General features: G+C 71.5%; 24 protein-coding genes. 16 read left to right on the forward strand and 8 right to left on the reverse strand.

The genetic code is table 11. The features are described from left to right. Window positions 1-193: 193 nt before the first annotated feature. Window positions 194-391 (reverse strand): 50S ribosomal protein L28, encoded by a 198-nt coding sequence (gene rpmB / locus ABD093_RS17660; protein ID WP_193116001.1) that lies wholly within the window; start codon window positions 389-391, stop codon window positions 194-196. A gap of 290 nt (window positions 392-681) precedes the next feature. Between rpmB and ABD093_RS17665 the strand changes: the two genes are divergently transcribed. After that, window positions 682-2,922: an ATP-dependent DNA helicase RecG gene (locus ABD093_RS17665; RefSeq protein WP_193116000.1), complete on the forward strand. Its 2,241-nt coding sequence runs from the start codon at window positions 682-684 to the stop codon at window positions 2,920-2,922. A gap of 1 nt (window position 2,923) precedes the next feature. Continuing rightward, window positions 2,924-3,520, forward strand: a complete 597-nt coding sequence (gene rsmD, locus ABD093_RS17670; protein WP_193115999.1) for a 16S rRNA (guanine(966)-N(2))-methyltransferase RsmD — start codon at window positions 2,924-2,926, stop codon at window positions 3,518-3,520. On the opposite strand, the gene ABD093_RS17675 is transcribed toward rsmD, so the two are convergent. Further along, window positions 3,439-4,344, reverse strand: a complete 906-nt coding sequence (locus tag ABD093_RS17675; RefSeq protein ID WP_193115998.1) for a helix-turn-helix transcriptional regulator — start codon at window positions 4,342-4,344, stop codon at window positions 3,439-3,441. The two genes, rsmD and ABD093_RS17675, sit on opposite strands and share 82 nt — an antisense overlap. A gap of 101 nt (window positions 4,345-4,445) precedes the next feature. Here ABD093_RS17675 and ABD093_RS17680 point away from each other — a divergent pair, with 101 nt between their 5' ends. Both ABD093_RS17680 and ABD093_RS17685 read left to right on the forward strand, forming a co-directional pair. After that, window positions 4,446-5,213, forward strand: a complete 768-nt coding sequence (locus ABD093_RS17680; protein WP_193115997.1) for an SDR family oxidoreductase — start codon at window positions 4,446-4,448, stop codon at window positions 5,211-5,213. Between the two features lie 15 nt (window positions 5,214-5,228). After that, window positions 5,229-5,801 (forward strand): GNAT family N-acetyltransferase, encoded by a 573-nt coding sequence (locus ABD093_RS17685; RefSeq protein ID WP_193115996.1) that lies wholly within the window; start codon window positions 5,229-5,231, stop codon window positions 5,799-5,801. Between the two features lie 4 nt (window positions 5,802-5,805). Here the strand turns inward: ABD093_RS17685 and ABD093_RS17690 are convergent, their stop codons facing one another. Continuing rightward, window positions 5,806-6,204 carry a VOC family protein gene (locus ABD093_RS17690; RefSeq protein ID WP_193115995.1) on the reverse strand — a complete coding sequence of 133 codons (399 nt, stop codon included), beginning with the start codon at window positions 6,202-6,204 and terminating at the stop codon, window positions 5,806-5,808. An 18-nt stretch (window positions 6,205-6,222) separates the two neighbouring features. Here ABD093_RS17690 and ABD093_RS17695 point away from each other — a divergent pair, with 18 nt between their 5' ends. The 7 genes from ABD093_RS17695 to ABD093_RS17725 all read left to right on the forward strand — a co-directional run bounded on the left by ABD093_RS17695 (window position 6,223) and on the right by ABD093_RS17725 (window position 11,026). Then, complete coding sequence (locus tag ABD093_RS17695; protein ID WP_193115994.1) at window positions 6,223-7,107, forward strand: AraC family transcriptional regulator; 885 nt, start codon at window positions 6,223-6,225, stop codon at window positions 7,105-7,107. Then, window positions 7,104-7,484, forward strand: coding sequence for a DUF3224 domain-containing protein (locus tag ABD093_RS17700; RefSeq protein WP_193115993.1), 381 nt, complete (start codon window positions 7,104-7,106; stop codon window positions 7,482-7,484). Before ABD093_RS17695 ends, ABD093_RS17700 begins: the two co-directional genes overlap by 4 nt. Before the next feature lie 40 nt (window positions 7,485-7,524). Further along, window positions 7,525-8,016, forward strand: a complete 492-nt coding sequence (gene coaD, locus ABD093_RS17705) for a pantetheine-phosphate adenylyltransferase (protein ID WP_193115992.1) — start codon at window positions 7,525-7,527, stop codon at window positions 8,014-8,016. A gap of 33 nt (window positions 8,017-8,049) precedes the next feature. Continuing rightward, window positions 8,050-8,622 carry a YceD family protein gene (locus tag ABD093_RS17710; RefSeq protein WP_343926151.1) on the forward strand — a complete coding sequence of 191 codons (573 nt, stop codon included), beginning with the start codon at window positions 8,050-8,052 and terminating at the stop codon, window positions 8,620-8,622. Next, window positions 8,622-9,374, forward strand: coding sequence for a ribonuclease III (rnc, locus tag ABD093_RS17715; RefSeq protein ID WP_193115990.1), 753 nt, complete (start codon window positions 8,622-8,624; stop codon window positions 9,372-9,374). The genes ABD093_RS17710 and rnc overlap by 1 nt, the downstream gene beginning before the upstream one ends. Window positions 9,375-9,378: 4 nt before the next feature. After that, window positions 9,379-10,329: a bifunctional DNA-formamidopyrimidine glycosylase/DNA-(apurinic or apyrimidinic site) lyase gene (mutM, locus tag ABD093_RS17720; RefSeq protein WP_193115989.1), complete on the forward strand. Its 951-nt coding sequence runs from the start codon at window positions 9,379-9,381 to the stop codon at window positions 10,327-10,329. A gap of 109 nt (window positions 10,330-10,438) precedes the next feature. Next, window positions 10,439-11,026, forward strand: a complete 588-nt coding sequence (locus ABD093_RS17725; RefSeq protein WP_343926259.1) for a response regulator transcription factor — start codon at window positions 10,439-10,441, stop codon at window positions 11,024-11,026. A gap of 17 nt (window positions 11,027-11,043) precedes the next feature. Here the strand turns inward: ABD093_RS17725 and ABD093_RS17730 are convergent, their stop codons facing one another. Genes ABD093_RS17730 through ABD093_RS17750 form a run of 5 tightly spaced genes read right to left on the reverse strand, consistent with a single transcriptional unit; the run spans window position 11,044 to window position 18,381 of the window. Beyond that, window positions 11,044-12,207: a sensor histidine kinase gene (locus ABD093_RS17730; RefSeq protein WP_193115988.1), complete on the reverse strand. Its 1,164-nt coding sequence runs from the start codon at window positions 12,205-12,207 to the stop codon at window positions 11,044-11,046. Next, window positions 12,204-14,021, reverse strand: coding sequence for a thiol reductant ABC exporter subunit CydC (cydC, locus tag ABD093_RS17735; RefSeq protein WP_343926154.1), 1,818 nt, complete (start codon window positions 14,019-14,021; stop codon window positions 12,204-12,206). The genes ABD093_RS17730 and cydC overlap by 4 nt, the downstream gene beginning before the upstream one ends. Beyond that, on the reverse strand, window positions 14,018-15,709 hold the full coding sequence (cydD, locus tag ABD093_RS17740; protein ID WP_193115986.1) for a thiol reductant ABC exporter subunit CydD: 1,692 nt from the start codon (window positions 15,707-15,709) through the stop codon (window positions 14,018-14,020). The genes cydC and cydD overlap by 4 nt, the downstream gene beginning before the upstream one ends. A 13-nt stretch (window positions 15,710-15,722) precedes the next feature. Beyond that, window positions 15,723-16,805, reverse strand: coding sequence for a cytochrome d ubiquinol oxidase subunit II (cydB, locus tag ABD093_RS17745; protein WP_193115985.1), 1,083 nt, complete (start codon window positions 16,803-16,805; stop codon window positions 15,723-15,725). Between the two features lie 19 nt (window positions 16,806-16,824). Then, complete coding sequence (locus tag ABD093_RS17750) at window positions 16,825-18,381, reverse strand: cytochrome ubiquinol oxidase subunit I (protein WP_193115984.1); 1,557 nt, start codon at window positions 18,379-18,381, stop codon at window positions 16,825-16,827. A gap of 377 nt (window positions 18,382-18,758) precedes the next feature. Between ABD093_RS17750 and ABD093_RS17755 the strand changes: the two genes are divergently transcribed. The 5 genes from ABD093_RS17755 to proB all read left to right on the forward strand — a co-directional run bounded on the left by ABD093_RS17755 (window position 18,759) and on the right by proB (window position 25,518). Then, on the forward strand, window positions 18,759-21,827 hold the full coding sequence (locus tag ABD093_RS17755; protein ID WP_193115983.1) for an Rne/Rng family ribonuclease: 3,069 nt from the start codon (window positions 18,759-18,761) through the stop codon (window positions 21,825-21,827). A 289-nt stretch (window positions 21,828-22,116) separates the two neighbouring features. Next, window positions 22,117-22,425, forward strand: a complete 309-nt coding sequence (gene rplU / locus ABD093_RS17760) for a 50S ribosomal protein L21 (RefSeq protein WP_193115982.1) — start codon at window positions 22,117-22,119, stop codon at window positions 22,423-22,425. 39 nt (window positions 22,426-22,464) lie between these two features. Further along, window positions 22,465-22,719, forward strand: coding sequence for a 50S ribosomal protein L27 (gene rpmA, locus ABD093_RS17765; RefSeq protein ID WP_193115981.1), 255 nt, complete (start codon window positions 22,465-22,467; stop codon window positions 22,717-22,719). 97 nt (window positions 22,720-22,816) lie between these two features. Continuing rightward, a complete protein-coding gene (obgE, locus tag ABD093_RS17770; protein ID WP_193115980.1) occupies window positions 22,817-24,352 on the forward strand; it encodes a GTPase ObgE in 1,536 nt (511 codons plus the stop codon). Window positions 24,353-24,354: 2 nt separating this feature from the next. Next, window positions 24,355-25,518, forward strand: a complete 1,164-nt coding sequence (gene proB / locus ABD093_RS17775) for a glutamate 5-kinase (protein WP_343926261.1) — start codon at window positions 24,355-24,357, stop codon at window positions 25,516-25,518. Window positions 25,519-25,537 lie beyond the last annotated feature (19 nt).

Consider the following 25,537-nt stretch of genomic DNA (forward strand, 5'->3'; position numbering starts at 1 on the left):
ACGAGCAAGGTCGGCGTGCACAGGGACGTCCTGTGCGTGGGGGCGAGGTTACCGTGACGAGCCCTGGGCCCCTGCCGCGACGTGGCGCTGCCGTGACGAGGCCCCGCCGGGGGATGCACGAGAGCCCCCATCCCGAAGGATGAGGGCTCTCGTGGGAGGACCTGTCGGTCCCGGGGTCTGTACGGTCTCCCGCTCAGGCGCCGAGCGTGCTGACCTTGCCCGCCTTGAGGCAGGAGGTGCACACGTTCACGCGCTTGCTGGTCCCGTTGATCACAGTGCGCACGGACTGGATGTTCGGGTTCCAACGACGCGAGGTACGGCGGTGCGAGTGGGAAACGCTCTTGCCGAAGCTCGGGTGCTTGGCACAGATTTCACACGTGGAAGAAGCCACTGTCGTCTCCTGAAAGTCGAATTCTGATCGAGGTGCCCGCCCTTCCCGCAATCTCGGCTCGCAGGAGTCGGTGACCTCGGGTGGGCGCGGGGCGCCAGCCCCAGGAGGTCAGGGCAACCACGGAAGCATAGCCCAGATCTCCCGTCGACATGAAGGGGAGGCCGGTGCGACGGGTTGTGGATTCCGCCACAACGTCGGTCCCAGGTGGCACGATGGTCGCGCGGCAGGCAGGATCGCGGGATCATCGTCCCACGTCGCGCCGCAGTCGACGAGGGACGAGGAGGCACCGCATGGCCAGGAGGGTCGAGTCCGCCCGCGGCTCCATGCCGCTCTCGGAGCTCCTCGAGCGCAAGGAGGCCAGGGCGATGTCCTCGTTCGGGGTGAAGGACCTCGACACGATGCTGCGCTTCGCCCCTCGCCGCTACACGGTTCCGGCTCCGCTCCGCTCGCTCCACGACGTCCAGGTGGGAGAGGAGATGAGCGCGATCGTCTCCGTGGTGCGGGTGAAGGAGCGCAGCATGCGCAGCCGCCGCGGATCGATCCTGGAGGTCGTGGTCTCCGACGAGGTCGAGGAGATCACCCTCACCTTCTTCCTCGCCAAGCAGCACCTCGTGGAGTGGCATCGCAGCCGGCTCGTGGTCGGCAAGCACCTGGTCGTGCGCGGCACCGTCGGCTGGAACTCGTACTCGGGCTCGCCCCAGATCACCCATCCGGACTACGAGGAGTACGACGACACCCCGGAGGGGATCGCGCATGCCCAGCGACCGCTGCCCGTCTACCCGCTGAAGCAGAACATCGCCCAGCGCACCATGCGCGCGGCCACCGAGCAGGGCCTCGAGTTCGCGGGCTCGCTGGCGCAGCCCGTGCCCCGCTCCGTGCTCTCCGCCCGCGGCCTGCTGACGCTCCCGGAGGCCGCGACGAAGGTCCACCGCCCCGCCACGGTCCAGGACACCCGCGAGGGCATGGCCCATCTGGTGTTCGAGGAGGCCTTCGTGCTGCAGGCGATCTTCGCGCAGCGGCGCGCGGTCGACGCCCGCACCCCCGCGCCGGCGCTCCAGGCCACGGGGCCGCTGCAGGGTCTCTTCGACGACCGCCTCCCCTTCGAGCTCACCGCCGGACAGCTCGAGATCGGCGACCAGATCGCCGAGCGCGTGGGCCGCGACCATCCCACCAGCGTGCTGCTGCAGGGTGACGTCGGCTCCGGAAAGACCGTCATCGCCCTGCGCGCGATGCTGCGCGCGGTGGATTCCGGCCACCAGGCCGTGCTGCTCGCGCCGACGGAGGTCCTCGCCGAGCAGCACCACCGCACGATCACCCAGCTGCTCGGCGACCTCGCCCGCGCCGGCCAGCTCGACGGCGCGGCGGACGCCACCCGGGTGCGCCTGCTGACCGGCTCGCAGCGGACCGCCGAGCGCCGGCAGACCCTGCTCGACGTGACCTCGGGGCTCGCAGGCATCGTGATCGGCACCCACGCGCTGCTGACCGAGGGCGTCGAGTTCGCCGCCCTCGGCCTCGCGGTCATCGACGAGCAGCACCGTTTCGGGGTGGACCACCGCCGCCGTCTGCGCACGAAGGGCCCCTCGGGCATGAGCCCCCACGTCGTCGTGATGACCGCGACCCCGATCCCGCGCACCGCGGCGCTCGCGACCGTCGGGGACCTCGACGTGCTCACCCTGCGCGAGAGCCCCGGCCTGCGCGCCGGCGTCACCACCCATGTGGTCCCCGAGCAGATCGCGAGCTGGGAGACGCGCATGTGGGGGCGGGCCGCGGAGGAGATCGCCGCGGGTCGGCAGGTGTTCGTCGTCTGCGCGCGCATCGACGAGACGGCACCCGGGGATGGAGCGACCCCGCACGAACCTCCGCCGGAGCCCCTGCCCCCGCCTCCCGATGCGGACGGCGGCGCCACCGGCACACTTCTCGAGGAGCCCCGGGGCGTCCTGGCCACGGCGGAGCGCCTCGCCCGGCGCCCGGAGCTGGCCGGGGCCCGCATCGGGGTGCTCCACGGCCGGATGCCCGCGGAGGACAAGCAGCGCGCGATGGAGGACATGCTCGCGGGCCGGATCGATATCCTGGTCGCGACGACCGTCATCGAGGTCGGGGTCGACATCCCCAACGCCTCGGCGATGATCGTGCTGGATGCGGAGCGCTTCGGCGTCTCGCAGCTGCACCAGCTGCGCGGCCGTGTGGGCCGTGGCGAGCACGCCGGCATCGCCTTCCTCAGCACCCGCCTCACCCCGGGCGACGCCCAATCGCGCCTCAAGCAGATCGCGGACGCGGCCGACGGCTTCGCCCTCGCGGAGATCGACCTCGAGATGCGCGGGGCCGGAGACCTGGTGGGGGAGGAGCAGTCCGGATTGCAGCGCACCCTCAAGCATCTCGACGTGATCCGGGATGCTCGCATCATCGAGCAGGCCCGCGAGGACGCCTTCGCCGTCGTCGCGGCCGATCCAGACCTGACCGCCCATCCCGATCTCGCCGGCGCCATCGAGAACCGCCTGCGGGACGCAGATCCCGACGTGGAGAGGAGCTGACATGCCGCGCATCATCGCGGGCACGCTCGGCGGCCGCACGATCCCCGGACCGCCCGGCAAGGGCACGAGACCCACCTCCGACAGGGTGCGCGAGGCCCTGTTCTCGCGCCTGGACGGCTGGGACGCCCTGCGCGGCGCCCGGGTGCTGGACCTCTACGCCGGCACCGGCGGCCTCGCCTTCGAGTCCCTCTCCCGCGGGGCGACCCACGCCCTGCTGGTGGAGCTCCATGCCCCCACCGCGAAGCAGCTGCGCCGCACAGCCCTCGAGCTCGGCCTCGAGCAGAGGTGCGAGATCCGGGCCGGGAAGGCCGAGACGGTCGCCGGCCAGCTCGAGGGTCGGGACTTCTCCCTGGTGTTCCTGGACCCGCCGTATGACATCACCACCGAGGCGCTCGAGGCTCTCCTGCTCACGCTGCGCCCGGCGCTGACCGCTGAGGCGCTCGTGGTCATCGAGCGCTCCAGCCGTACCCGGCCGGTGGACTGGCCGCAGGGCTGGGCCGACGACGGCACCAAGACCTACGGGGAGACGGTGCTCCAGTTCGGCGGGCCCGCGACGGATCCTGATCCCGCATCGGAGCCCGATCCCACGACGGACTGAGCGCCCAGAGCGGCGAGCAGGTCGAGCTTGCCGGCGTCCTCGCTGTGCGGGGGAGCGGTCAGCACGAGCAGGACCTGGGAGGCATCCTCGGTGAGCAGCGCCTGGCAGTCCACCTCGATCCGGCCGATCTGCGGGTGCACCACCACCTTGTGCTGCTCGAACCGACGGGCGACCACCTGGGAGTCCCACAGCTGCGCGAACTCCTCGCTGCGCGCGTACAGGTTCTCCGCGAGCTCCGAGGCCCGCGAGCGCGGGCCCATCGTCCCGTAGGCGGCCCGCAGCGAGGCCACCTTGGACAGCCCGTGGTGCGCATGGTCCTCGACCGGGTACACGGCGCGCGCCTGCTCCGGATGCACGAACCAGCTGTAGATCGTGCTGCGATCCCAGCCGGTGAACTGCTCGGCGTCCCCGAACAGGGCGCGGGCCGGTCCGTTCTGCACGAGCGGCTCCTCGAGCGCCGACAGGATCATGGCGGGGGTGTCGTGCAGGCGATCCAGCACCCGCATCAGGCCCGGCGGCACGTACCCCTCGACGGCGTGGCGCTCCGGGGCGCTGTGCCCGGCCACCCGGTACAGGTAGTCGCGCTCGTCGGTCGTCATCCGCAGAGCCCGGGCGATCGCCGCCAGCATCTGGGTGCTCGGCTGGGGCCCCCGCCGCTGCTCGAGCCGCGTGTAGTAGTCGGTGGACATCGTCGCGAGCTGCGCGACCTCCTCGCGACGCAGTCCCGGGGTGCGGCGTCGCGCGCCGGGCCCGAGGCCGACGTCCGCCGGGGTCAGGGCGGCGCGATGCCGCACGAGGAAGTCTGCGAGCGCGTTCCTGTCCATCCGTGAAGTATCGACCTCACGCCGCCCCGCTGCCAGGGATCGGTGATCCCCCGATATCCGGACTCTGGTGGGCCCCGCGCCGGGGGAGCAGTCTCGATCCCATGAACATCACCGGACACACCATCTTCCTTCCCGGCGCCACCAGCGGCATCGGACTCGCCCTCGCCCTGCGCCTGCAGGAGAAGGGGAACCTGGTCATCGTGGGCGGGCGCCGCACGGAGCTGCTCGAGCGCGTCGCCGCGGAGCATCCCGGGATCGCCACCGTCCGCGTGGACACCGCCGACCCCGACAGCATCGAGGCCGCCGCGCGCACCGTGCTCGCCGAGCACCCCGATCTCGACGTGCTCATCGCCATGGCCGGCATCATGCGCGCCGAGGACTGGACGGATCCGGCCGGGTTCGTGGCCACCGCCGAGGCGACGGTGACCACGAACCTGCTCGGGCCGATCCGGCTGATCGCCGCCTTCATGGAGCATCTGCTCGCGCAGAAGTCGGCGACGATCATGACGGTGTCCTCGGGTCTCGCCTTCGTCCCCCTGCGACCCACCCCCACCTACAACGCCACGAAGGCCGCGATCCACATGCTCTCGGAGTCGCTGCGCCTGCAGCTCGCCGGTACCTCGGTCGAGGTCCTCGAGCTGATCCCGCCGGCGGTGCGCACGGATCTCATGCCCGGGCAGGCCACCAGCGAGACGGCGATGCCGCTGGCGGACTTCGTCGACGAGGTGATGAGCCTCCTGGAGGCCCGGCCCGAGGCGACCGAGATCCGGGTGCGGCAGGTCGAGTTCCTGCGCGGTGCCGAGGCCCGAGGCGACTATCCCCAGGTGGTCGCGGCCCTGAACGGGAGCGATCCTCACGCCCGTGCGTGATCCTAGGATGGGCCGATGACCCTCGCTCTCACCGATCTCGACTGGCCCGTCCGCACCGATCGTCTCGAACTGCGCCCGGCCCGCACGGAGGACGCCGACGCCGTCTGGCCCTGGTACCGGCTGCCGGACGTCCAGGAGTGGACCACGACGTTGAGCATCAGCCTCGAGGACCATCAGCAGTGGTGGGACCGCTCGCTCACCTCCAGCGTCGTCGGCATCCTGGACGGTCGGATCGTCGCCGATGGCAAGGTCCAGCTGCAGGACGCCTGGTCCCAGGCAGACATGGTCCAGCAGGCCCGCGGGCAGCAGGCCGAGCTCGGCTGGGTGCTCGACCCCGCCGTGCAGGGCCGGGGCCTGGGCACCGAGTTCGCCGCCGCCCTGCTCGACCTCGCGGTCGACGGCCTCGGCGTGCGCCGCGTCGAGGCCTCCTGCTTCGCCGAGAACCTCGCCTCGCGTCGCGTCATGGAGAAGATCGGCATGCGCTGCGAGGGCGTCTTCGTCGAGGAGTCCCTGCACCGCAGCGGCCGTTGGCTGGACGGGATGGCCTTCGCGATCCTCGCTCGCGAGCACCGCGCCCGCCGGGCCTGAGCGCTCAGCCCCAGGCGGAGGCGTCGGTCAGGCAGAAGGCATGCCCGGCCGGGTCCCTCAGCACGATCCAGGTCTCCCCGGGCTGGGGGTCCACGCGCTCGGCTCCGAGCTCGACACACCTGGAGGCCGCGGCCTCGAGGTCCTCGACCGCGAGGTCGAGGTGGAACTGCTTGCGGCCGTCGTCCGGCCAGGCGGGGCGCTGATGGTCCGGGATGCTCCCGATGCCCAGGGCGTGCGAGGGGCCCTGGAGCATCGCGTAGTCGGGGGTGAGGGCGAGGATCGGCCAGCCGAGCACGGCGGACCAGAAGTGCGCCATCGGCTCCGTCTCGGTGGCGTCGAGGGTGAGCATCGCGAGCCGGGCGATGGCGGGGACGGCGGGAACAGCGGGAGTCGTGTCGGTCATGCGTGCCACACTCCCTCCATGACCGAGCGCGCGGATAGGACGAACGCGACAGCTTCTGACGCGCCCGGGCACATGGCGCCCGGGCACATGGTCGGGCACGTGCTGCGGCTCGAGGAGTTCCTCTCCCACGCCGTCTACGAGAGCGCCCTGCCGGATCCGCGGCTGCGGCGGTGGGTCGAGCGGTACTGGTCCGTCACCTGGGACCTCGAGCCGGGTCGGAGTCATGTCGTCACCACGCTCGACGATCCCTCCATCCACCTCACGCGCGAGTGGGGAGGGGTGCGGCGCGACGGCGTCGACGGCGCCGGGACCTGGATCACCGGGCCAGTCACCCGGGGCAGGTTCGACGTCACGCAGCTCGGATCCGGCGGGGTCGTCGGCGTGAAGTTCCACGTCGGGGGCACCACTGCCTTCACCCGTGCAGATCTGGGCGCCCTGCGCGATACGACGATCCCCGCAGCCGACTGGGACGGCCCCGACCTGCCGCCGTCGGACCTCCCGCCCAGCGCGGTCGGCGCCGCCGCGATGATCGACCACCGGCTGCTCGCCCACGAACCGGTCGAGGACCCCGGCTATGCCACCTTTCGATCCGTGCTGGCGCTCCTCGAGGACCCCGAGGTGACCGGCACGAGCGTGCTCGAGCAGCGGTCCGGGCTCGCCACCCGCGCCCTGCAGCGGATGTTCCACCGCTTCGTCGGCGTCGGCCCCAAGCGCATGCTGCTGCGGGCGCGGGTGATGGACGCCGTGGCCGCGATCGACAGCGGCGATCCCCGCTCCCTGGGCGACCTCGCCCAGGATCTCGGCTGGTTCGACCAGTCACATTTCGTCCGTGACGTCCGTGCCGTCATCGGGCAGAGTCCCTCTCGCTATGGGGCACGTGCCCCTGAGAGACTGGGGCCATGATGCGACTCAGCGCGACCTTCACCGTCGACCTGCTCCCCGGGGAGCTCCTGCCCGCGGCGGACGGCCGCTTCGACCTCAGCAAGACCTGGACGGGGGACCTCGAGGGCACGAGCGCCGGGCTCATGCTGACCTCCGGCGACCCCGTGACCGGGAACGCCGGGTACATCGCGATCGAGCGCTTCGACGGCGTGCTCGACGGCCGACGGGGCTCCCTCACCTTCCATCAGCTGGGCACCATGGCCGACGGCGAGCCCACGCTGGAGTACGTGATCGCCCCGGGCTCCGGGACCGAGGAGCTCTCCGGTCTCCAGGGCATGCTGAGCATCGAACGCATCGATGACGACGGCACCCACCACGTGGCCCTCGAACTGGCGTGACCATGCCGGACGATCACGGCCGACGCATTAGAGTGGCGCCATGAGCACCGTCGTCCTGCCCGGCTCGTTCGACCCCTTCACCCTGGGACACCTCGACCTCACCCGTCGGGCCGTCGCGCTCGGGCATCACGTGATCATCGCCGTCTCCCACAATCCCTCCAAGAAGGGCCTGCTGGATCTCGAGACCCGCACCTCCACGATCGGCGCCGTGGCGCGGGCCGACGGCCTGGGCGACGCGGTCGAGGTGCGCACCCTACCCGCCGGGCTGCTGGTCGACTTCTGCCGCGAGGTCGGCGCCGACGCGGTCGTGCGGGGCCTGCGCTCGCAGCTCGACCTCGCCTACGAGGAGCCCATGGCACGCATGAACCAGCACCTCGCCGGGACCGACACCGTCTTCCTGCTCACCGACTCCACGTACTCCCACATCTCCTCGTCCCTGGTGCGGGAGGTCCACTCCCTCGGCGGTGATGTCTCCGACATGCTCCCGCCCGCCTCCCTGGACGCGCTCCGGGCCGCCGCGCCCGTATCCTGAACGACCCCACGACCTGAACAGGACCGCCTCACCATGTCTTCCGATCCCGCCTCGGCCTCCCCCCTCGACAAGGACCTGCTCTTCGACGCGGTCGACCTCGTCGGCAACGTCGGCTCCCACCGTCGCGTCGAGCGCACCCTCACCGCGCCCGCACGGGAGATCGGCGGACTCGCGATGCAGGTCCCCGAGGGCGAGGAGCTCGCCGTGGAGATCGAGCTCGAGTCCGTCGTCGAAGGGGTCTACGTCCACGGCACCGTCACCGCCCATCTCGAGGGCGAGTGCTCGCGGTGCCTGGACCCCGTCGAGCAGGACGTCGCCCCCCGTCTCGACGAGCTCTACATGTTCTCCGAGAAGGTGAAGGCCGACGAGCGCGAGGACACCACGATGCTCACCGGCGACGATGTCGACCTGGGCCCGCTGGTGCGCGATGCGCTCGCCATGGCGGCCGTGGAGCGCCCGCTGTGCCGCGAGGACTGCCCGGGCCTGTGCGGTCAGTGCGGCTTCCGCATGGAGGACGATCCCGAGCACCACCACGACGTGATCGACGACCGCTTCGCGGCGCTGCAGGGCCTGTTCGACGAGCCCACCGATGGCGAGGGCCGCTGATGGCGCGCAGGCGCCGCTCGACCGAGGCGTCCGATCCTGTGGTCCTGCTGGCGAAGCTGCCGCTGGACGGTGCGCAGGCGGCGGATCTGCAGGAGTCGGGGCTGCTGGACCTGTCCCTGACCCACCGCTCCTATTCCTACGAGCACGACGAGATCCCGCACAACGAGCGCCTCGAGTTCCTCGGCGACGCGGTGCTCCAGCTGGCCGTCACCGAGCAGCTGTACACGATCCATCCCACGCTGCCCGAAGGGGACCTGGCCCGCCGCCGCGCCGCCACCGTCAGCACCCGGGCGCTCGCCGTGATCGCCTCCCAGCTCGACCTCGGCGCCTACGTGAAGCTCGGCCGCGGGGAGGACCTCACCGGGGGCCGCGCCAAGGCCTCGATCCTCGCCGACACCACGGAGGCCGTCATCGGCGCCGTGCACCTGGCCCTCGGGCAGGACGTCTCGCGTCGCTTCGTGCTGGACCTCATGCGGCCCCTGCTGGACTCCGACGAGTTCCTCGAGACCAGCTACGACTTCAAGTCCCGCCTGCAGGAGATCGCGGCGACCGGGGGCGCCAGCCCCAGCTACCGCATCACCGAGGAGGGGCTCGAGCACGAGAAGGTCTTCACCGCGACCGTGACCGTCGACGGCGTCGTCACCGCGAGCGGGGAGGGCGCGTCCAAGAAGGAGGCCGAGCTCGCGGCCGCCCAGAGCGCGGTGCGCACGGTGCTCGCCGAGCGCGGCGAGACCCTCATCCCTCGGGGCTGAGACCGTGCCCGAACTGCCCGAGGTCGAGGTCGTCCGTCGTGGTCTGGAACCGCGCACCGTGGGCCGGATCGTCGAGTCCGTCGAGATCCTCGACGCCCGGATCATCCGCCGCCAGGCCGGCGGGGCGGACCGCCTGCGCGGCGCCCTGACCGGCACCCGGCTGACCGCTGTCGCACGGCGCGGGAAGTTCCTGTGGTGGCGCCTGGCCGACGCGGACGGGCAGGACACCGGCGAGGCCCTGGTCGGCCATCTCGGCATGAGCGGGCAGCTGCGCGTACGCACCGACGATCCGTTGAGCACGCCGGCGGACTCGGCAGGACCTGCGTCCGAGGGGCCGGCCTCGGATCCGCACCGGCACCGTCGCCTCACCCTTCACCTCGACGACGGCAGCGCGATCGACCTCCTCGACCAGCGTCTGTTCGGCGGCCTGTGGACCAGTCCGCTGGAGGCCGTCTCCGACGGCGCGGTGGCAGGGCTCGGCAGCCCCGACGCGCTGATCCCGGCCGATGCGGCCGGCATCGCTCGGGATCTGCTGGATCCCGCGACGGACCTCTCCGCCGTCGCCCGCAGGATCCGTGGCCGCCGGGCTCCGGTGAAGTCCCTGCTCCTCGCCCAGGACCTGGTCAGCGGGATCGGCAACATCTACGCCGACGAGGCGCTGTGGGCGGCCCGCATCCGCTTCGACACCCCGGGCGCGCGGCTCAGCCAGCGCAAGGTCCTCGAGCTGCTGCGCGCGGCCCGCGAGGTCATGGAACGCGCGCTCGAGGTGGGCGGGACGAGCTTCGACGCGCTGTACGTGAACGTCGAGGGCCGCAGCGGCTACTTCGCCCGCTCGCTCAGCGCCTACGGGCGTGACGGGGAGCCCTGCGAACGGTGCGGCACCGTCCTGAGACGCGCGGTCCACCAGGGACGGAGCAGCCATTTCTGCCCCCGGTGCCAGAGAGCCGCACGATGATCGCAGAAGCACGATCCGAGAAGCACGAGCCGAGCAGCTCATCCGGAGCAGCCTCGCCCAGGAAGGACGTCCGGTGACGACGACGAACGAGCCCGCAGCTGTCCGCGTGATGCTGGTGGACGACCACGAGGTGGTCCGTCGAGGGATCGTCACGGTCATCGATGCGCAGGGGGATCTGAGCGTCGTCGGCGAGGCGTCCTCGGTCGCCGAGGCGAGGCGCCGGCTGCCGGCGATCCGGCCCGACGTGCTCGTCGTGGACCTCCAGCTGCCCGACGGCACGGGCATCGAGGTCATGAGGTCGGCGCGGGAGATCGACCCCGAGCAGGCGATGCTGGTGCTGACCAGCTTCGACGACGACGCGGCGCTGCGGGAGTCCCGGGCCGCCGGCGCCGCCGGGCTGATCCTGAAGTCCGCCCGCTCGCAGGAGATCGCCGACTCGATCCGTGCGGTGCACGCCGGCCGCACGGTCTGGCCGGCGGACCACGTCACCGAGGAGCAGGAGCTCTCCGACTCCGACCGACGCATCGTCGACCTCATCGGGGACGGGCACTCCAACCGCGAGATCGCCGACGAGCTCGGCATCGCCGAGAAGACCGTCAAGAACCGGGTCACGGTCATCCTGCAGACCCTGGGCATGCAGCGTCGCACCCAGGTCGCCGCGATGGTCGCGGCCCGCCGCCGCGCCGGCTGGAAGTAGGCCCCGACGACGCGTGGTCACACGGCCGGGAGGGTCACCCGCCAGAAGATCATGGTGCCCGGCAGGAGGCTGATCGCGTCGACCCACCCGGAATGGCGCCGCGCCCGGCTCGACATGTTCGCGAGCCCGCTGCGGCGCGTGACCGACGGGTCGATCCCGCGTCCGTTGTCCGAGACGTTGACCTGCACCACCCGGTCCACGCCCTCGGAGAACAGGCTCACCGAGACGGCGACGGCGCTCGCGTGGGCGTGGCGCGCGGCGTTGGCGAGGCACTCCCGCACCACGGCGACCACGTCCTCGGCGATCTCCGAGGGCACCTCGGCGTCCATCTCCGCGGGATGCGGGGGCAGGCGCAGCGCCGGGACGAAGCCCAGCCCGGCGGTGGCCAGCCCCACCTCGTGACGCAGCTGCTCGGTCAGCGTCGCCTCGAGGCGTTCGCGCCGCAGCGACTGGACGATCTGCCGGATCTGCGCCACGGCGTTCTCCACCCCCTGGACGGAGGCGGCGACGGAGGTGCGGATGCGGGTGTTCGAGGGCGGTTCCCCCGGCCCGGCCAGCGCCTCGGTGAGGGCCTCGAGCTCCATGCCGACGGCGAAGAGCTCCTGGATCGCGAGGTCGTGCAGGTCGCGGGCGATACGGCTGCGCTCGTCATCGAGCTCGCCGGAGAACCGCAGCGTGGGAACGCGGACCGTGAGCTCCACCAGGGAGGCCAGGGCATCGAGCCGCTCCCGATCCGCGACGGTGAAGGGGCCCGTGGAGTCCGTCGCAGACGCGGGGGACGCCGTCGCAGGCCCGCGCAGCACGGCGAGGAACCCGGAGCCGTGCTCGGCGGCGTCGACCATCGCGATCAGCGCGGGGAGCTCCTGCCCGCCGACCCGGAGCGTGCCGATCAGCTCGAGGGACGCGGCATCGGCGTCCTCCAGTGCCCGGCCCGCACGCGTGTGCGTCGCGAGGGTGCTGCCCAGGAGGTCCGCGGCGTCGGGCCCGTCGACCAGCTCGAAGGCCCAGGTGTCCGGCTCCGTCGGGAGCACGAGCGCGGCGCTGCGGGCGTCGAGGTCGAGGCGGGCGGAGCGGACCAGGAAGGTGAGCAGGTCCTCGGTATCGCCGCCGGCGAGCACGGCGCCGGTGAGGTCCTGCAGCCGGGGCCGGTCGGGCCGGGGCGGCGGGGCGGTCGACGTCATCGGCTCTCCTCGTGGTCGCTCCGAGCGTTCTGAGCATTCTCCCCGATGTGCAGCACCGCCGTGCCGGCCGGGATCGCCTCGGGGCGGTGGGTGACGACCACGACGCTGCTCGAGGCCGGCACGAGGGAGTCGTCGGCAGGATCCAGCAGAGCGCGCAGGAGGGAGTCGCCGCGTGCGGTGTCGAGGTGCTCGGTGGGCTCGTCCAGCAGCAGCACGGGGCCGCCACGGATCACCGCGCGGGCGAGCAGCAGCCGGCGGCGCTCTCCGCCGGAGACGGTGGTCCCATCGGGCCCCAGCGGGGTGTCCAGGCCGCGGGGGAGGGTGCGGACCCAGTCGTCGAGCCCCACGGCGGCCAGCGCCGCGGAGGCCGTGGAGTCGTCGAGCTCGCCGCGCACCACCCGCAGGTTCTCCCGCAGGGTCGTGGCGAACACGTGGGCGTCCTCGGCGAACATCACGACGCCGGAGCGCAGCGGGTTCCCGTCCTCGAGCTCCACCTGGCCCGCGAGCGGCTCGAGCAGCCCGGCGAGGGTGGCCAGCAGGGTCGACTTCCCGCTGCCGGAGGGACCGACCACCGCGAGCCGCGAGCCGGGTGGAAGGTCCAGATCCAGCCCCTGGACGCACGGCGATCCGGCCATCCAGCCGGCGCTGAGACCCGTCGCCCGCAGGTGCGCGACTCCAGGGCCCGTCGCCGCTGCTGCCGCGTCCGACGCCTCGGAACTGTGCGCTGACGACCGATGCTCAGCCCCGGATCGGTCCCCATGCCGCCCTTCTGCGGCAGGAGCGGCGGGCGAGACGGGAGCGGGGGACAACGCAGGGGAGGGCCGTGAGGCGTGCGCTCCGTGAAGGTCCGCATCGGGCCCGGCCAGCTCGGCGAGGCGCTGCGCCGCGGCGCGGGAGCGGGCGTACTGGGCGGCTGCGGCGGGCAGGGCGGTGGCCGCCTCGAAGGACGACAGCGGCAGCAGCAGGAGCACGCCGATCTGCCCGGCCGAGGCGCCGCCCTCGGTCCACGCCGCACCGGCCGCGAGCAGGGAGCCGGCGAGGGCGAGCACCATGGCCGCCGGCACCACCGCGGAGGCCACGGCCCCCGGCAGCGCCGCCCGGTCGATGGCCGCGTCATGATCCCGCTGGCGCGAGTGCATCTCCGCCAGCGCCGCCTCGAGGCGGCCGTCCACCCGCAGGGACGTCGCGTCGTCGAGGATCTCCAGCGCGTTCGCGCTCACCCCGGAGCGGGTGGTGAGCACGGCCTGCTCCGCGATCCGCGCGCTGCGATAGGAGGCCAGCGGGGCCAGCACGCTCGCCAGCGCCAGGGCCAGCAGCATCGAGCCGGCCGCCAGCAGCGACATCGGGAGGATCGTCAGGAGCACCACGACGGTCATCACCACGGCGACCAGCCCCGGCAGCAGAGCCTTGACGACATGGTCGCCGAGCTCCTGGGCATCGTCTCCCAGGCGGGCGAGCAGGTCGCCGCGGCGCAGCCGGGTCAGGGCGTCGTCCGTGCGGGACGCGAGCGCCGTGAACAGGTTGGTGCGCAGGGAGACCACCCCGCGCAGCGCGACATCGTGGGCGAGCATGCGGTCCAGCCAGCGGAACACGCCGCGGGAGACGCCGAGAGCGCGCACCATCACCACGGCGACCGTGAGGTCGAGGACGGGCGGCATGGTCCAGGCCCGGGCCACGAGATAGGCGGAGACGGCGGCGAGCGCGAAGGCGGAGGCGAGGGTCGCGCACGCCGCGAGCAGCGCCGCGAGCAGGCGGCTCCGTGGGATCTCCAGGGCTTGCTCGGCGCGGCGCAGGGGGGTGGGTGCGGCGCTCATGATGCGGCCTCCACCACGGCGACGTCGTCGGCGACGTCGACCAGCCGGGAGCGGTGGGCGATCAGGAGCACCGTGCGTCCCTGGGCGCGCAGGGTGCGGAGCAGATCGAGGACGAGGTCCTCCGTTCCGCCGTCGAGGTGGGCGGTGGGCTCGTCGAGCACCACCAGCGGCGTCGGGGACAGCAGCGCCCGGGCCAGGGCCAGCCGCTGCCGCTCTCCCAACGAGATGCCCCGGCCGGAGCGGCCGAGATCCGCGGACCAGCCGCGCTGGGCGATCACTGCCTCGAGCCCTGTCGCCGCGGCGACTTCCTCGAGCTCCGCGTCCGTGGCGCCGGGCCGCGCCGACTCCAGCACGGAGCGGATCGTCCCGGGCGGGAGCACGGGGCGCTGGGGGAGCAGCGCCACCTGGTCCCAGAGGCTGCGCCGGTCCAACTCTCGTACGTCGGTCGCATTGCCGTGCTCGTCGACCACCTCGGCCCGGCCCTCGTCGGCCTCGAGCAGGCCCAGCAGGACCTGGACGGCCGTGGTCTTCCCGGCCCCGGACGCCCCGGTGAGGGCGAGGATCCGCCCGGGCCGCAGCTCGAGATCGGCCCGGTGCGGGGCGCTGCCGTCGCGGGAGAGCACCGAGACGCATCGCAGGGCGAGGTGGGAGGTGCGCAGATCGGGGGCCGGGATCGCCCCGTCGGCCGGAGGGACCTCGTCGAGCACCTCGAAGGCGGCGCCCACGGCGGCGAGCCCGTCGGTGGAGGAGTGGTACTGGGAGCCGACGTTGCGCAGCGGCAGGTAGATCTCCGGGGCCAGCACGAGCACGGCGAGGGCGGGGGCGAGGTCCATCTCCCCGTAGACCAGGCGCATGCCGATGCTCACCGCGATCAGGGCGACGCACAGGGTGGCGAGCAGCTCGAGCACCATGGAGGAGAGGAAGGCGAACGTCAGCGAGCCGATCGCGGAGGCCCGATGCCGGTCCCCGAGGGTGCGCACGATCTTCTCCGGCCCCCGCTCGCGTCCCAGCGCTCGGAGGGTGGGCAGGCCGTCGACCAGGTCGAGCAGCTGCGACCACAGGGTGCGCATGTCCGCCAGGAGCGCCTCGGAGCGGCCCACGGTCATCTTCCCCACCAGGATCATGAACAGCGGCACCAGCGGCAGGGTGATCACGGCGATGAGGGCGCTGAGCGGGTCGAGGATCCCGATCGTGAGCAGGCACAGCGGGGTCACGGTCACGGCGAGCATCAGCTGTGGCACGTAGCCCACGAGGTAGGGCCGCAGCTTCTCGATCCCGGTGGTGGCCAGGGCGGTGAGGTCCGCGCCGCGGCCGGCACCGCCGCGCGGCCCCAGGGTCGCGGCGTGGGCGACGATCCGGCCGCGCAGGTCCCCGATCGCCTCGGTCGCCGCGCGGTGCGCCGTGCGCTGCTCGACGAGCACCGCGGCGGCGCGCACGGCGAGGGCCGCGAGCAGGGCCAGCAGCAGTGCGGGGGCGTCCTGGGGGAGCTGGCGATGCTCGAGCAGCTGCGCACCGAGCCGCGCGATCACCAGCGCGGTGACGATCACGCAGGCGGCCTGCACGAGGCCCAGGGCGACCGTGCGCACCAGGTGGCTGCGGGCCGAGCGCACCTCGCGCAGCAGACGGGGGTCCACCGGTGCGCGACGGGTCCGGGCTGCTCGCGGGGAGGCCGGGGCGGTGAGGGTCATCGGATGCCGTCCCTCACTCCTGCTCGAACGCCTCTCGGTAGCCCTTCTTGGCCTTCTCCAGCAGCTCGGAGCCGGGCATCGGGGCGTCCTCGTCGCTGAGGCGATGACGGAACACGCGATACGCCCAGGCGGTGTACGCGAGCACGAGCGGCAGCAGGATGCACAGCGCCACCAGCATCACGGTGAGGGTGTGCTCGGTGGAGGACGCATTGGCGACGGTCAGGGAGTTGGCGGGGTCGCCGGTCGACGGCAGCACATAGGGGAACAGCCCGCCGAACAGGGTGACCACGGCGCCGCTGATGGCGGTCGTCGTCGCCGTGAAGGCGAGACCCTCGCGCCGCAGCCGGTTCAGGGGCACCACGGCCACCAGGGCGAGGGCGGCGAGCACCAGCGGGATCCAGGTCCACCCGGCATGTGAGTGCGCCAGCTGGTACCAGAGCAGGAACGCGGCGCCGGCGAGGATCGTGGGCCACACCAGGATCCCGGCGAGGCGGTTCGCGTCCTCGCGCAGGGTGCCGGTGACCTTGAGGGCGAGGTACAGGGTGCCGTGCAGCCAGAACAGCAGCACGAACACCAGCCCGCCCAGCAGCGCGAAGGGGTTCAGCAGCCCCAGCAGGGAGGTGGTCACCCAGTGGTTCTCGTCGATCCCCACCCCGGCCACGATGTTGCCGAAGGCGACGCCCCACAGCAGAGCGGGGGCGAAGCCGCCGATCACGTGGACGATGTCCCAGCTGGTCCGCCACCGCTCGCTGTCCACCTTGCTGCGCCATTTGAAGGCGCACACGCGCACGATCAGCACCAGCAGCAGGAGCAGCAGGGCGAGGTAGAAGCCGGAGAACAGCGTCGCGTACCACTCGGGGAAGGCGGCGAACAGCAGGGCGCCGCCGGTGATCAGGAAGACCTCGTTGCCGTCCCAGACCGGGCCGACGGTCTCCAGGACCGTGCCGCGGGTGCGGGAGCCGCGGCGCCAGAAGGTCGCCACGTTCATCTGCACGCCGAAGTCGAAGCCCTCCAGCACGAAGTAGGCGAGGAAGAAGAAGGCGATGAGGCCGAACCACAGGGTCTGCAGGGCCGTGGGATCGAGCATGGCGTCCATGATTTGATCGGTTCCCTTCTCAGTAGTCGAAGGAGAGGGTCGGGGTGTCCAGCTCGTCCGTCTCCGGATCACGCCGGGGCAGCGGCACGCCCTTCAGCGCCGCCTTCCGCATCATCTGGAACCAGATCACCGCGAGCACGCCGTACACGAGGGTGAAGGCGATCAGGCTGGTCGCGACCATCCAGGCGGGATGGCTGGAGACGGCCTGCGTGGTCATCAGCCGGATCGTCGGATCATCGGGGTTGGGATGGACCACCCAGGGCTGGCGGCCCATCTCCGTGAACACCCAGCCGGCGGAGTTCGCGAAGAACGGCATCGGGATCGACAGCACCGCGAACCACTGGAAGAGCTTCGAGCCGGTGGTGCGCGCGCTGTCGCCCTTGCCGCGCGTGACCCACAGCGCCCAGAGGGCCAGGATGCCGCTGAAGGCGGCCAGGCCCATCATGAGGCGGAAGGACCAGTAGGTGACGAAGAGGTTGGGGCGGTAGTCGGCGGTCAGCACATCGCCGTGGATGTCCGTGACGGTCTCGCCGAACTGCTCCTTGTACTGGGCATTGAGATCGTCGACGCCCTGCAGCTCCGCATCGAAGGTGTGGGTGGCCAGGAACGATGTCACGTACGGCACCGAGACCAGGTGGGTGACGCCGTCGCAGTCGGTCGCGAAGGCATCCGGCCCGCCGACGGCGAGGATCGAGAAGGACGCGCCGGTCTCCGTCTCGCACAGCGCCTCGGCCGACGCCATCTTCATCGGCTGCTGCTTGAACATGATCTGCGCCTGGAAGTCGCCGGAGACCACCAGCACGGCGGCGGAGACGACCATGGCGACGACACCGAAGCGCACGACGGGACGGAACAGGTCCCGGGCGGCGTGGTGGTGGTCCGCGCCCTCGTCGGTCTCGAGGCCGAGGTCGCGGGCCTTGTTGTGGTGGCGCACCATGTGCCAGGAGGCGATGCCGGTCACGAAGGCGGCCGCCACCAGCCAGGCGCCGGAGACAACGTGGGGGAAGGCGGCCATCGTGGTGACGTTGGTGAGCACCGCGAGGATCGAGCCCTGGGAGGGGTCGAGCTCGGCGCGGCCGGTCTCGGGGTTCAGCATCGCGCCGACGGGGTGCTGCATGAACGAGTTCGCGGCGACGATGAAGTACGCCGATGCCGTGGTGCCCAGCGCGACGGCCCAGATCGTGAGCAGGTGGATCTTCTCGGGCAGCTTGCCCCAGCCGAAGATCCACAGGCCCAGGAACACCGATTCGAGGAAGAAGGCCGCGAGGCCCTCGAGGGCGAGCGGGGCACCGAAGACGTCCCCGACGTAGCGGGCGTACTCCGACCAGTTCATACCGAACTGGAACTCCTGCACGATGCCGGTGGCGATGCCGATGCCGAAGTTCACGATCAGCAGGGAGCCGAAGAACTTGGTCATCCGAGTCCAGGCGTCCTTGCGGGCGGGGTCCTTGGAGAACACCGCCTTGGTCTGCATGACCGCTACGAGCAGCGACAGGCCGATCGTGAGCGGCACGAAGACGAAGTGGTACACGGTGGTGATGCCGAACTGCCACCGTGCGATGTCGAGGGCTTCCATCGAACCTCCCAGAGAGCGACACGCTGCTGGTGAACCTATGCGGTCCGAGCAGGGTCCATCAGGACCATGGTCCTCCCTCCGCCTGGGCGCCCGTCGGATCGTGACGGACGGGGCATGTCGAGCAGGTCCCGAAGTGCGTCCTGTGCCATACTGGCCGCGGCACTCTCCTGCTCCGTACCGGGTGGGGGAACCTCCCGGCGTCGTCACGTCGGAGCACCGGCAACGCGTCTGACCGCGACCGCTGTGCTCCCGCGATCGGCATCGCAGCGCTTCCTTCCAGGGAGCTGCGCGACGGCGAGGGCCTGAGACTTCCGTCCCCAGGGACGATGACCATACGGGGCCAGGGTGCGCTGGTTCCTTCAGAAGGAGACGGCCGCATGGCTGACAGCACCCATAATCCCGAGAACGACACGTCGGACTCGACCTCCACCACCGCACCCGTGCGACGTCGTCGCCGGGCCGGAGCTCCTGCCGGGGCACCGATCCCGGCAGCAGCACCGGAGCAGGCAGAGGCCTCCACCCCGCGCACGATCGTCGCCCAGCAGAGCGACGCCTCTGCCGAGCCGGCGCCCACCACGACCAAGGCCACCAAGCGGCCGCGTCGTCGTGCCGGAGCGCCCGCCGGCGCCCCGGTGATCCCCGTCGAGCCGGATACCGCCGCGCCCGAGCCGGTCGTCGAGGAACCCGCGACGGCAGCGCCCGACGCCCAGCAGGCTGAAGCCCACCAGTCCGCAGCCGGCGAGCCCGAAGCCCAGGAGACCACCACGCGGCGGCGCTCCACCCGCCGCCGGGCCACCCGGGCCCCCGAGGCCCAGCAGGCCGCGGAGGAGACCACCGCGCCGGAGACTCCCACCCAGGAGACCCCCGCGGACGACGGCAGCCCGGTGGCCGGCGATCTGCGCGCCCTCGCCTCGTCGCGCGGAGCGGACGAGGCTCCCGCCGAGGACACCGAGTCCGATGATCGGGCCCGACGCCGCGAGCAGGTCCAGCTGGACTTCGCCTCGCTCCTCTTCCAGGCGCCCACTCCGCAGCCCCGCACCACTGTGGGCCCGCAGGACGCCCCGGTCGGCGGCGCGTCCGTCTCGTTCGAGGACGCCGACGGCGACACCGAGGACGACGCCGACGAGCAGAACGAGCAGGACGACTCCTCCGAGCAGAGCGGCGAGGAGCAGTCCGGTCGCTCGCGCTCCCGCCGCAGCCGCTCCCGTCGCTCCTCCCGGCGCGGCTCGTCCCAGGACGACAGCACCGACTCCGAGGACGAGTCCGACTCCTCCGAGGAGGAGGACTCCGATTCGGACGACGAGCGCTCCTCGGACGGCTCCTCCAGCTCCCGCCGTCGTCGTCGCCGTGGCGGTCGCGGTCGTCGCGGCCGCGGCCGCGGGGACGACGAGGACGAGAGCTCGGACGACGACTCCGAGGCGAACGACGGGTCTCAGGACGATGACTCGTCCGAGGACCGGGACCAGAGCACGGGGGAGGACAGCGCCGACGGCTCCGACGGATCGGACGGCTCGGACAGCGGCTCCTCGAGCTCGTCGAGCTCCCGTCGTCGCCGTCGTCGCCGTCGTTCGGGCTCCGGATCCGGCAACGACGACTCCTCGTCCAACTCCTCCTCGGATGATCCGCCCAACACGGTCGTCAAGGTGCGCGAGGCGCGTGACGAGGTCAAGGCCGTCAAGGGCTCGACCCGACTCGAGGCCAAGCGCCAGCGCCGCCGCGAGGGCCGTGACAACGGTCGTCGTCGCAACGTCATCACCGAGGCCGAGTTCCTCGCCCGCCGGGAGTCCGTCAAGCGCTCCATGGTCGTGCGCGAGCGGGCCGGCAGCACCCAGATCGCCGTCCTCGAGGACGACGTCCTGGTCGAGCACTATGTCGCGCAGAAGGCTCAGACCTCGATGGTCGGCAACGTGTACCTGGGCAAGGTCCAGAACGTGCTGCCCTCGATGGAGGCCGCCTTCGTCGACATCGGCAAGGGCCGCAACGCCGTGCTCTATGCCGGCGAGGTCAACTGGGACGCCGTGGGCCTGGAGGGCCAGCCGCGCCGCATCGAGCTCGCGCTCAAGAGCGGCGACCCGGTCCTCGTGCAGGTCACCAAGGACCCGATCGGCCACAAGGGCGCCCGGCTGACCAGCCAGATCTCCCTGCCCGGCCGCTACGTCGTGTTCGTTCCCGGCGGCTCCATGACGGGCATCTCCCGCAAGCTGCCCGACACCGAGCGCACTCGCCTGAAGAAGATCATGCGCCAGATCATCCCCGAGGATGCGGGCGTCATCGTGCGCACCGCCTCCGAGGGAGCGAGCGAGCAGGAGCTGACCCACGACGTCGAGCGCCTGCGCGCCCAGTGGGAGAAGATCCAGAAGGCCCAGAAGGCGAAGACCGCGCCGGTCGCCCTCTCCCAGGAGCCGGACATCGCCATCAAGGTGGTGCGCGACGTCTTCAACGAGGACTTCACCTCGCTGATCGTCGAGGGCAACAAGGTCTACGACGATGTCCACGAGTACGTCTCGGAGGTCGCGCCCGACCTCCTCGAGCGCGTCACCCGGCACGTGTCCGACAAGGACGTCTTCGCCAAGCACCGCATCGACGAGCAGCTGCTCAAGGCCATGGACCGCAAGGTCTACCTGCCCTCCGGCGGCTCGCTGGTCATCGACCGCACAGAGGCGATGACCGTGGTCGACGTGAACACCGGCAAGTTCACCGGCTCCGGCGGCTCCCTCGAGGAGACGGTCACCAAGAACAACCTCGAATCGGCCGAGGAGATCGTGCGCCAGCTGCGGCTGCGCGACATCGGCGGCATCATCGTCATCGACTTCATCGACATGGTGCTGGAGTCCAACCGTGACCTGGTGCTGCGCCGCCTGGTCGAGTGCCTGGGCCGGGACCGGACCAAGCACCAGGTCGCCGAGGTGACCTCGCTCGGTCTCGTGCAGATGACCCGCAAGCGCGTGGGCCAGGGTCTCGTCGAGACCTTCTCCACCTCCTGCGAGCACTGCCACGGCCGCGGCCTCGTCGTCGACATCGACGGCGACCTCCACGGACACAACGGTGCGGGCTCGAGCGGCGGGAACGGCGGCGGGGGACACTCCGGCGGCGGGAACTCCGGCGGCCACGGGGATGACTCCTCGAAGTCGTCCAAGCGCCGTGCGCGCCGATCGCGCGGCGGCTCCTCCACGGAGGAGAACGGGCCTGATGAGAACAGCTCGGACGAGTCCGCCGCGGACGTCCACCGGCTCGAGGACGATGCGGACAGCCGGGCCCTGGCTCGCGCCACCATCGCCTCGATCGCGGCGGCCTCGGGCAGCACCGCGCAGCCTGAGGTGACGGTCGACGGCGAGGTCGTCTCGACCGGGACCTCGCCGCAGGCTCAGCAGGATCCCGAGCAGGTTTCCCAGCAGGACTCCGTGCCGGATTCCCAGCAGGAGCAGGACCCCTCCTCGCAGGAATGAGGTGCGGGCGGGCCAAGAGCGCCTCCGCGTGACGTGTTCCACAGGATGTGACGGCGTTCTCGCAGGTCGGACGGCCTCTGGTGGTTGACCTGAGGTGCTGGGGATCGTAAGCTGTTCCCTGGCGCAAAACGCGCCGCAGTCATGTTCCTGGTGACACCCGCGCGACCGCATCTCCCGCCTGAACACCCTCCGGGGAGTGCAGGGCCGGTTGACGGTCGCAGGTCCGCGGATCACCGATCAGGGTGCATGACTCAAGTGCAGAGTTCGAATGACAAGATGGAGCAGTGACGTGGTGTACGCAATCGTCCGCGCAGGCGGTCGTCAGGAGAAGGTGTCGGTCGGTGACACCATCGTGATCAACCGCGTGGCAGGCGAGGCGGGCGACAGCATCGATCTCGCTCCCGTGCTGCTGGTTGATGGTGACAAGATCACCTCCGCGCAGTCCGACCTCGCCAAGGTGAAGGTCTCCGCTGAGAAGGTCGAGGACCTTCGCGGTGAGAAGATCCGGATCCTCCGCTACAAGAACAAGACCGGGTACAAGAAGCGCCAGGGCCACCGCCAGGAGCTCACCCGGCTGAAGATCACGGGCATCGCCTGAGCGATCCCTTCGGACACGACAGAAGGATATTGATTCCAGATGGCATCAAAGAAGGGCGTCAGCTCCTCCAAGAACGGGCGTGACTCCAACGCTCAGCGCCTGGGCGTCAAGCGCTTCGGCGGCCAGGTCGTCGGCGCGGGCGAGATCATCGTGCGCCAGCGCGGTACCAGCATCCACCCCGGTGACGGTGTGGGTCGCGGGAACGACGACACGCTGTTCGCGCTCACCGCGGGCACCGTCGAGTTCGGTCGCAAGCGCGACCGTCGCGTGGTCAGCATCGTCGAGACGGTCTGATCGCTCGCCCCGGGAACCGGGGCACCAGCTGCCTTCGAGGGGCGGAGCCGATGCTCCGCCCCTCGATGCATATCTCAACACCTCCTGGAGGAACCCCATGGCCACGTTCGTCGATCGCGTCGAGCTGCAGGTCGCCGCAGGATCGGGCGGGCACGGCGCCGCGTCCATCCGCCGCGAGAAGTTCAAGCCGCTGGCCGGCCCGGACGGAGCCAACGGCGGTCGCGGAGGTGACGTCATCCTCGAGGTCGATGCGTCGACCACGACCCTGCTGAGCTACCACCACAAGCCCCATCAGAAGGCCACCAGCGGTGGCTTCGGCAAGGGCGACCTGCGGCACGGCGCCTACGGCGAGGACCTCGTGCTGTCTGTGCCCGATGGCACCGTCGTGATGGCGTCCGACGGCACCGTGCTCATCGACATGGTCGGCATCGGCACCCGCTTCACGGCGGCCCGCGGCGGCACCGGCGGCCTCGGCAACGCGGCGCTGGCCTCCACCCAGCGCAAGGCCCCCGGCTTCGCCCTGCTCGGCGAGCCCGGCGAGGAGCGCACCCTCGTGCTCGAGCTCAAGACCGTGGCCGATGTGGCCCTGGTGGGCTTCCCCAGCGCCGGCAAGTCCTCGCTGATCGCGGCGATGAGCGCCGCCCGCCCCAAGATCGCGGACTACCCCTTCACGACGCTCGTGCCGAACCTCGGCGTGGTCGAGGCCGGCGACTTCCGGTACACGGTCGCCGACGTGCCCGGCCTGATACCGGGCGCGAGCCAGGGCAAGGGGCTCGGCCTGGACTTCCTGCGCCACATCGAGCGCTGCCACGTGCTCGTGCACGTACTCGATGCGGCGGCTCTGGAGTCGGACCGCGATCCCTTCACCGACCTCGAGACGATCGAGAACGAGCTGGCCACCTACGCCGCCGGGCTCGACGAAGAGGCGGAGACCAGGGTCCCGCTCATGGATCGACCCTCCGTGATCGTGCTCAACAAGACCGACCTCCCCGACGGCACCGAGATGGCGGACATGGTCCGCGAGCGTCTCGCGGAGCGGGATGTGCCCGTGCTGGACGTGTCCGCGCTCTCCCACAAGGGACTGCGCGAGCTGTCCTTCGTGCTCGGTGAGCTCGTCGAGCAGGCCCGCGCCCAGCTTCCCGAGCCGACCGTCGCCCCGATCGTCATCACACCGCGTGCGGTCGACGCGAAAGGCTTCCGCGTGGTCAAGGAGGAGTTCGAGGGCTCGACCGCCTTCCGCGTGGAGGGCGACAAGCCCGAGCGCTGGGTGCGTCAGACCGACTTCACCAACGATGAGGCGGTGGGCTACCTCGCGGATCGTCTGGCGAAGATCGGCGCCGAGGACGAGCTCTTCAAGGCCGGTGCCGTCTCCGGATCCACCGTGCTGATCGGCCCGGGGAACGACGCGGTCGTCTTCGACTGGGAGCCGACGATGGTGGGCGGTGCCGAGCTGCTGATGGGTCGCCGCGGCACCGACAAGCGCCTCGAGGACAATCATCGCGCCACCCGTGAGGAGAAGCGCGAGGACCAGCGGGCGCGCACCGATGCCCGCATGAAGCGCATCGCGGCCATGGACGCCGAACGCCGCGCCGGCCACTGGGCCGACCCGTCGAAGGACGAGGGGAACGCTTGAGCATGGCCGGAACGGAGAACGGGGGCGGCACCGGGCTGCGCCAGCCGGCACGCATCACCGAGCGCGCCGGGCTGGTGGATGCCGGGCGGATCGTGGTGAAGATCGGCTCCTCGAGCCTGACCGACTCCAACGGTCGCCTCGACCAGCTGCGGGTTCAGGAGATCGCGACCACCTGCGCCTGGCTCGGCAGCGAGGGCACGGAGGTCGTCATCGTCTCCTCGGGCGCCATCGCGGCGGCGCTGGGACCCCTGGGCCTCGAGCAGCGCCCGGACTCCGTGGACCTGCAGCAGGCCGCGGCGAGCGTGGGTCAGGCCCTGCTCGCGACCGCCTGGTCCACGGCGTTCGGGGACCACGGGCGGATCACCGGTCAGGTGTTGCTCACGGAGTCCGACGTGATCCGCCCGCAGACGTACCGCAATGTGCGCAACGCGTTGGAGGCCCTCATGGGCCTCGGGGCGTTCCCGGTGGTCAACGAGAACGACACCACGGCGACCCATGAGATCCGTTTCGGGGACAACGACCGGCTCGCGGCGCTGGTCGCCCAGCTGCTCGGGGCCGACGCCCTGTTCCTGCTCACCGACGTCGACGGTCTGTACACGGCACCGCCGCAGGAGCCCGGGGCGACGCGCATCGGCGTGGTCGAGGATGCGGCGCGCCTCGCCGGGGTGAGCATCGGCTCGGTCGGCTCGAAGATCGGAACCGGTGGCATGGTCACCAAGCTGTCCGCGGCGCAGCTGGCCTCCACCACCGGCACTGCCGCGGTCCTGACCTCCGCCTCGAAGTTCGCCGCCGCCGCGACCGGCGAGGACATCGGCACCTTCTTCCCGGGCCATCACGGCCGCAGACGGTCCCGCCTGGTGTGGCTGCGCTTCGCGACTCGCGGAGCGGGCACCCTGGTGCTCGACGAGGGCGCGGCGGAGGCGATGCGCACCCGTCGGCGCTCCCTGCTGGCGGTGGGGATCACCGGGGTGGAGGGGACCTTCCCCGATGGTGTCCCGGTGGACATCGCCGCGCCGGACGGCGAGGTCATCGCGCGCGGCCTGACCTCCTTCAGCAGCGACGAGCTGCGAGCCATGACCGGCCGCGGCTCGGCCGAGCTGCGCGAGCTGCTGGGGGAGCGGTTCCGTCGTCCCGTCGTGCACCGCGATCACCTGGTCGTGCTCTGAGACGGTCCTGTGGCGACCC

The organism is Brachybacterium tyrofermentans (genome assembly GCF_039526165.1).
Taxonomy (GTDB): Bacteria; Actinomycetota; Actinomycetes; order Actinomycetales; family Dermabacteraceae; genus Brachybacterium; species Brachybacterium tyrofermentans.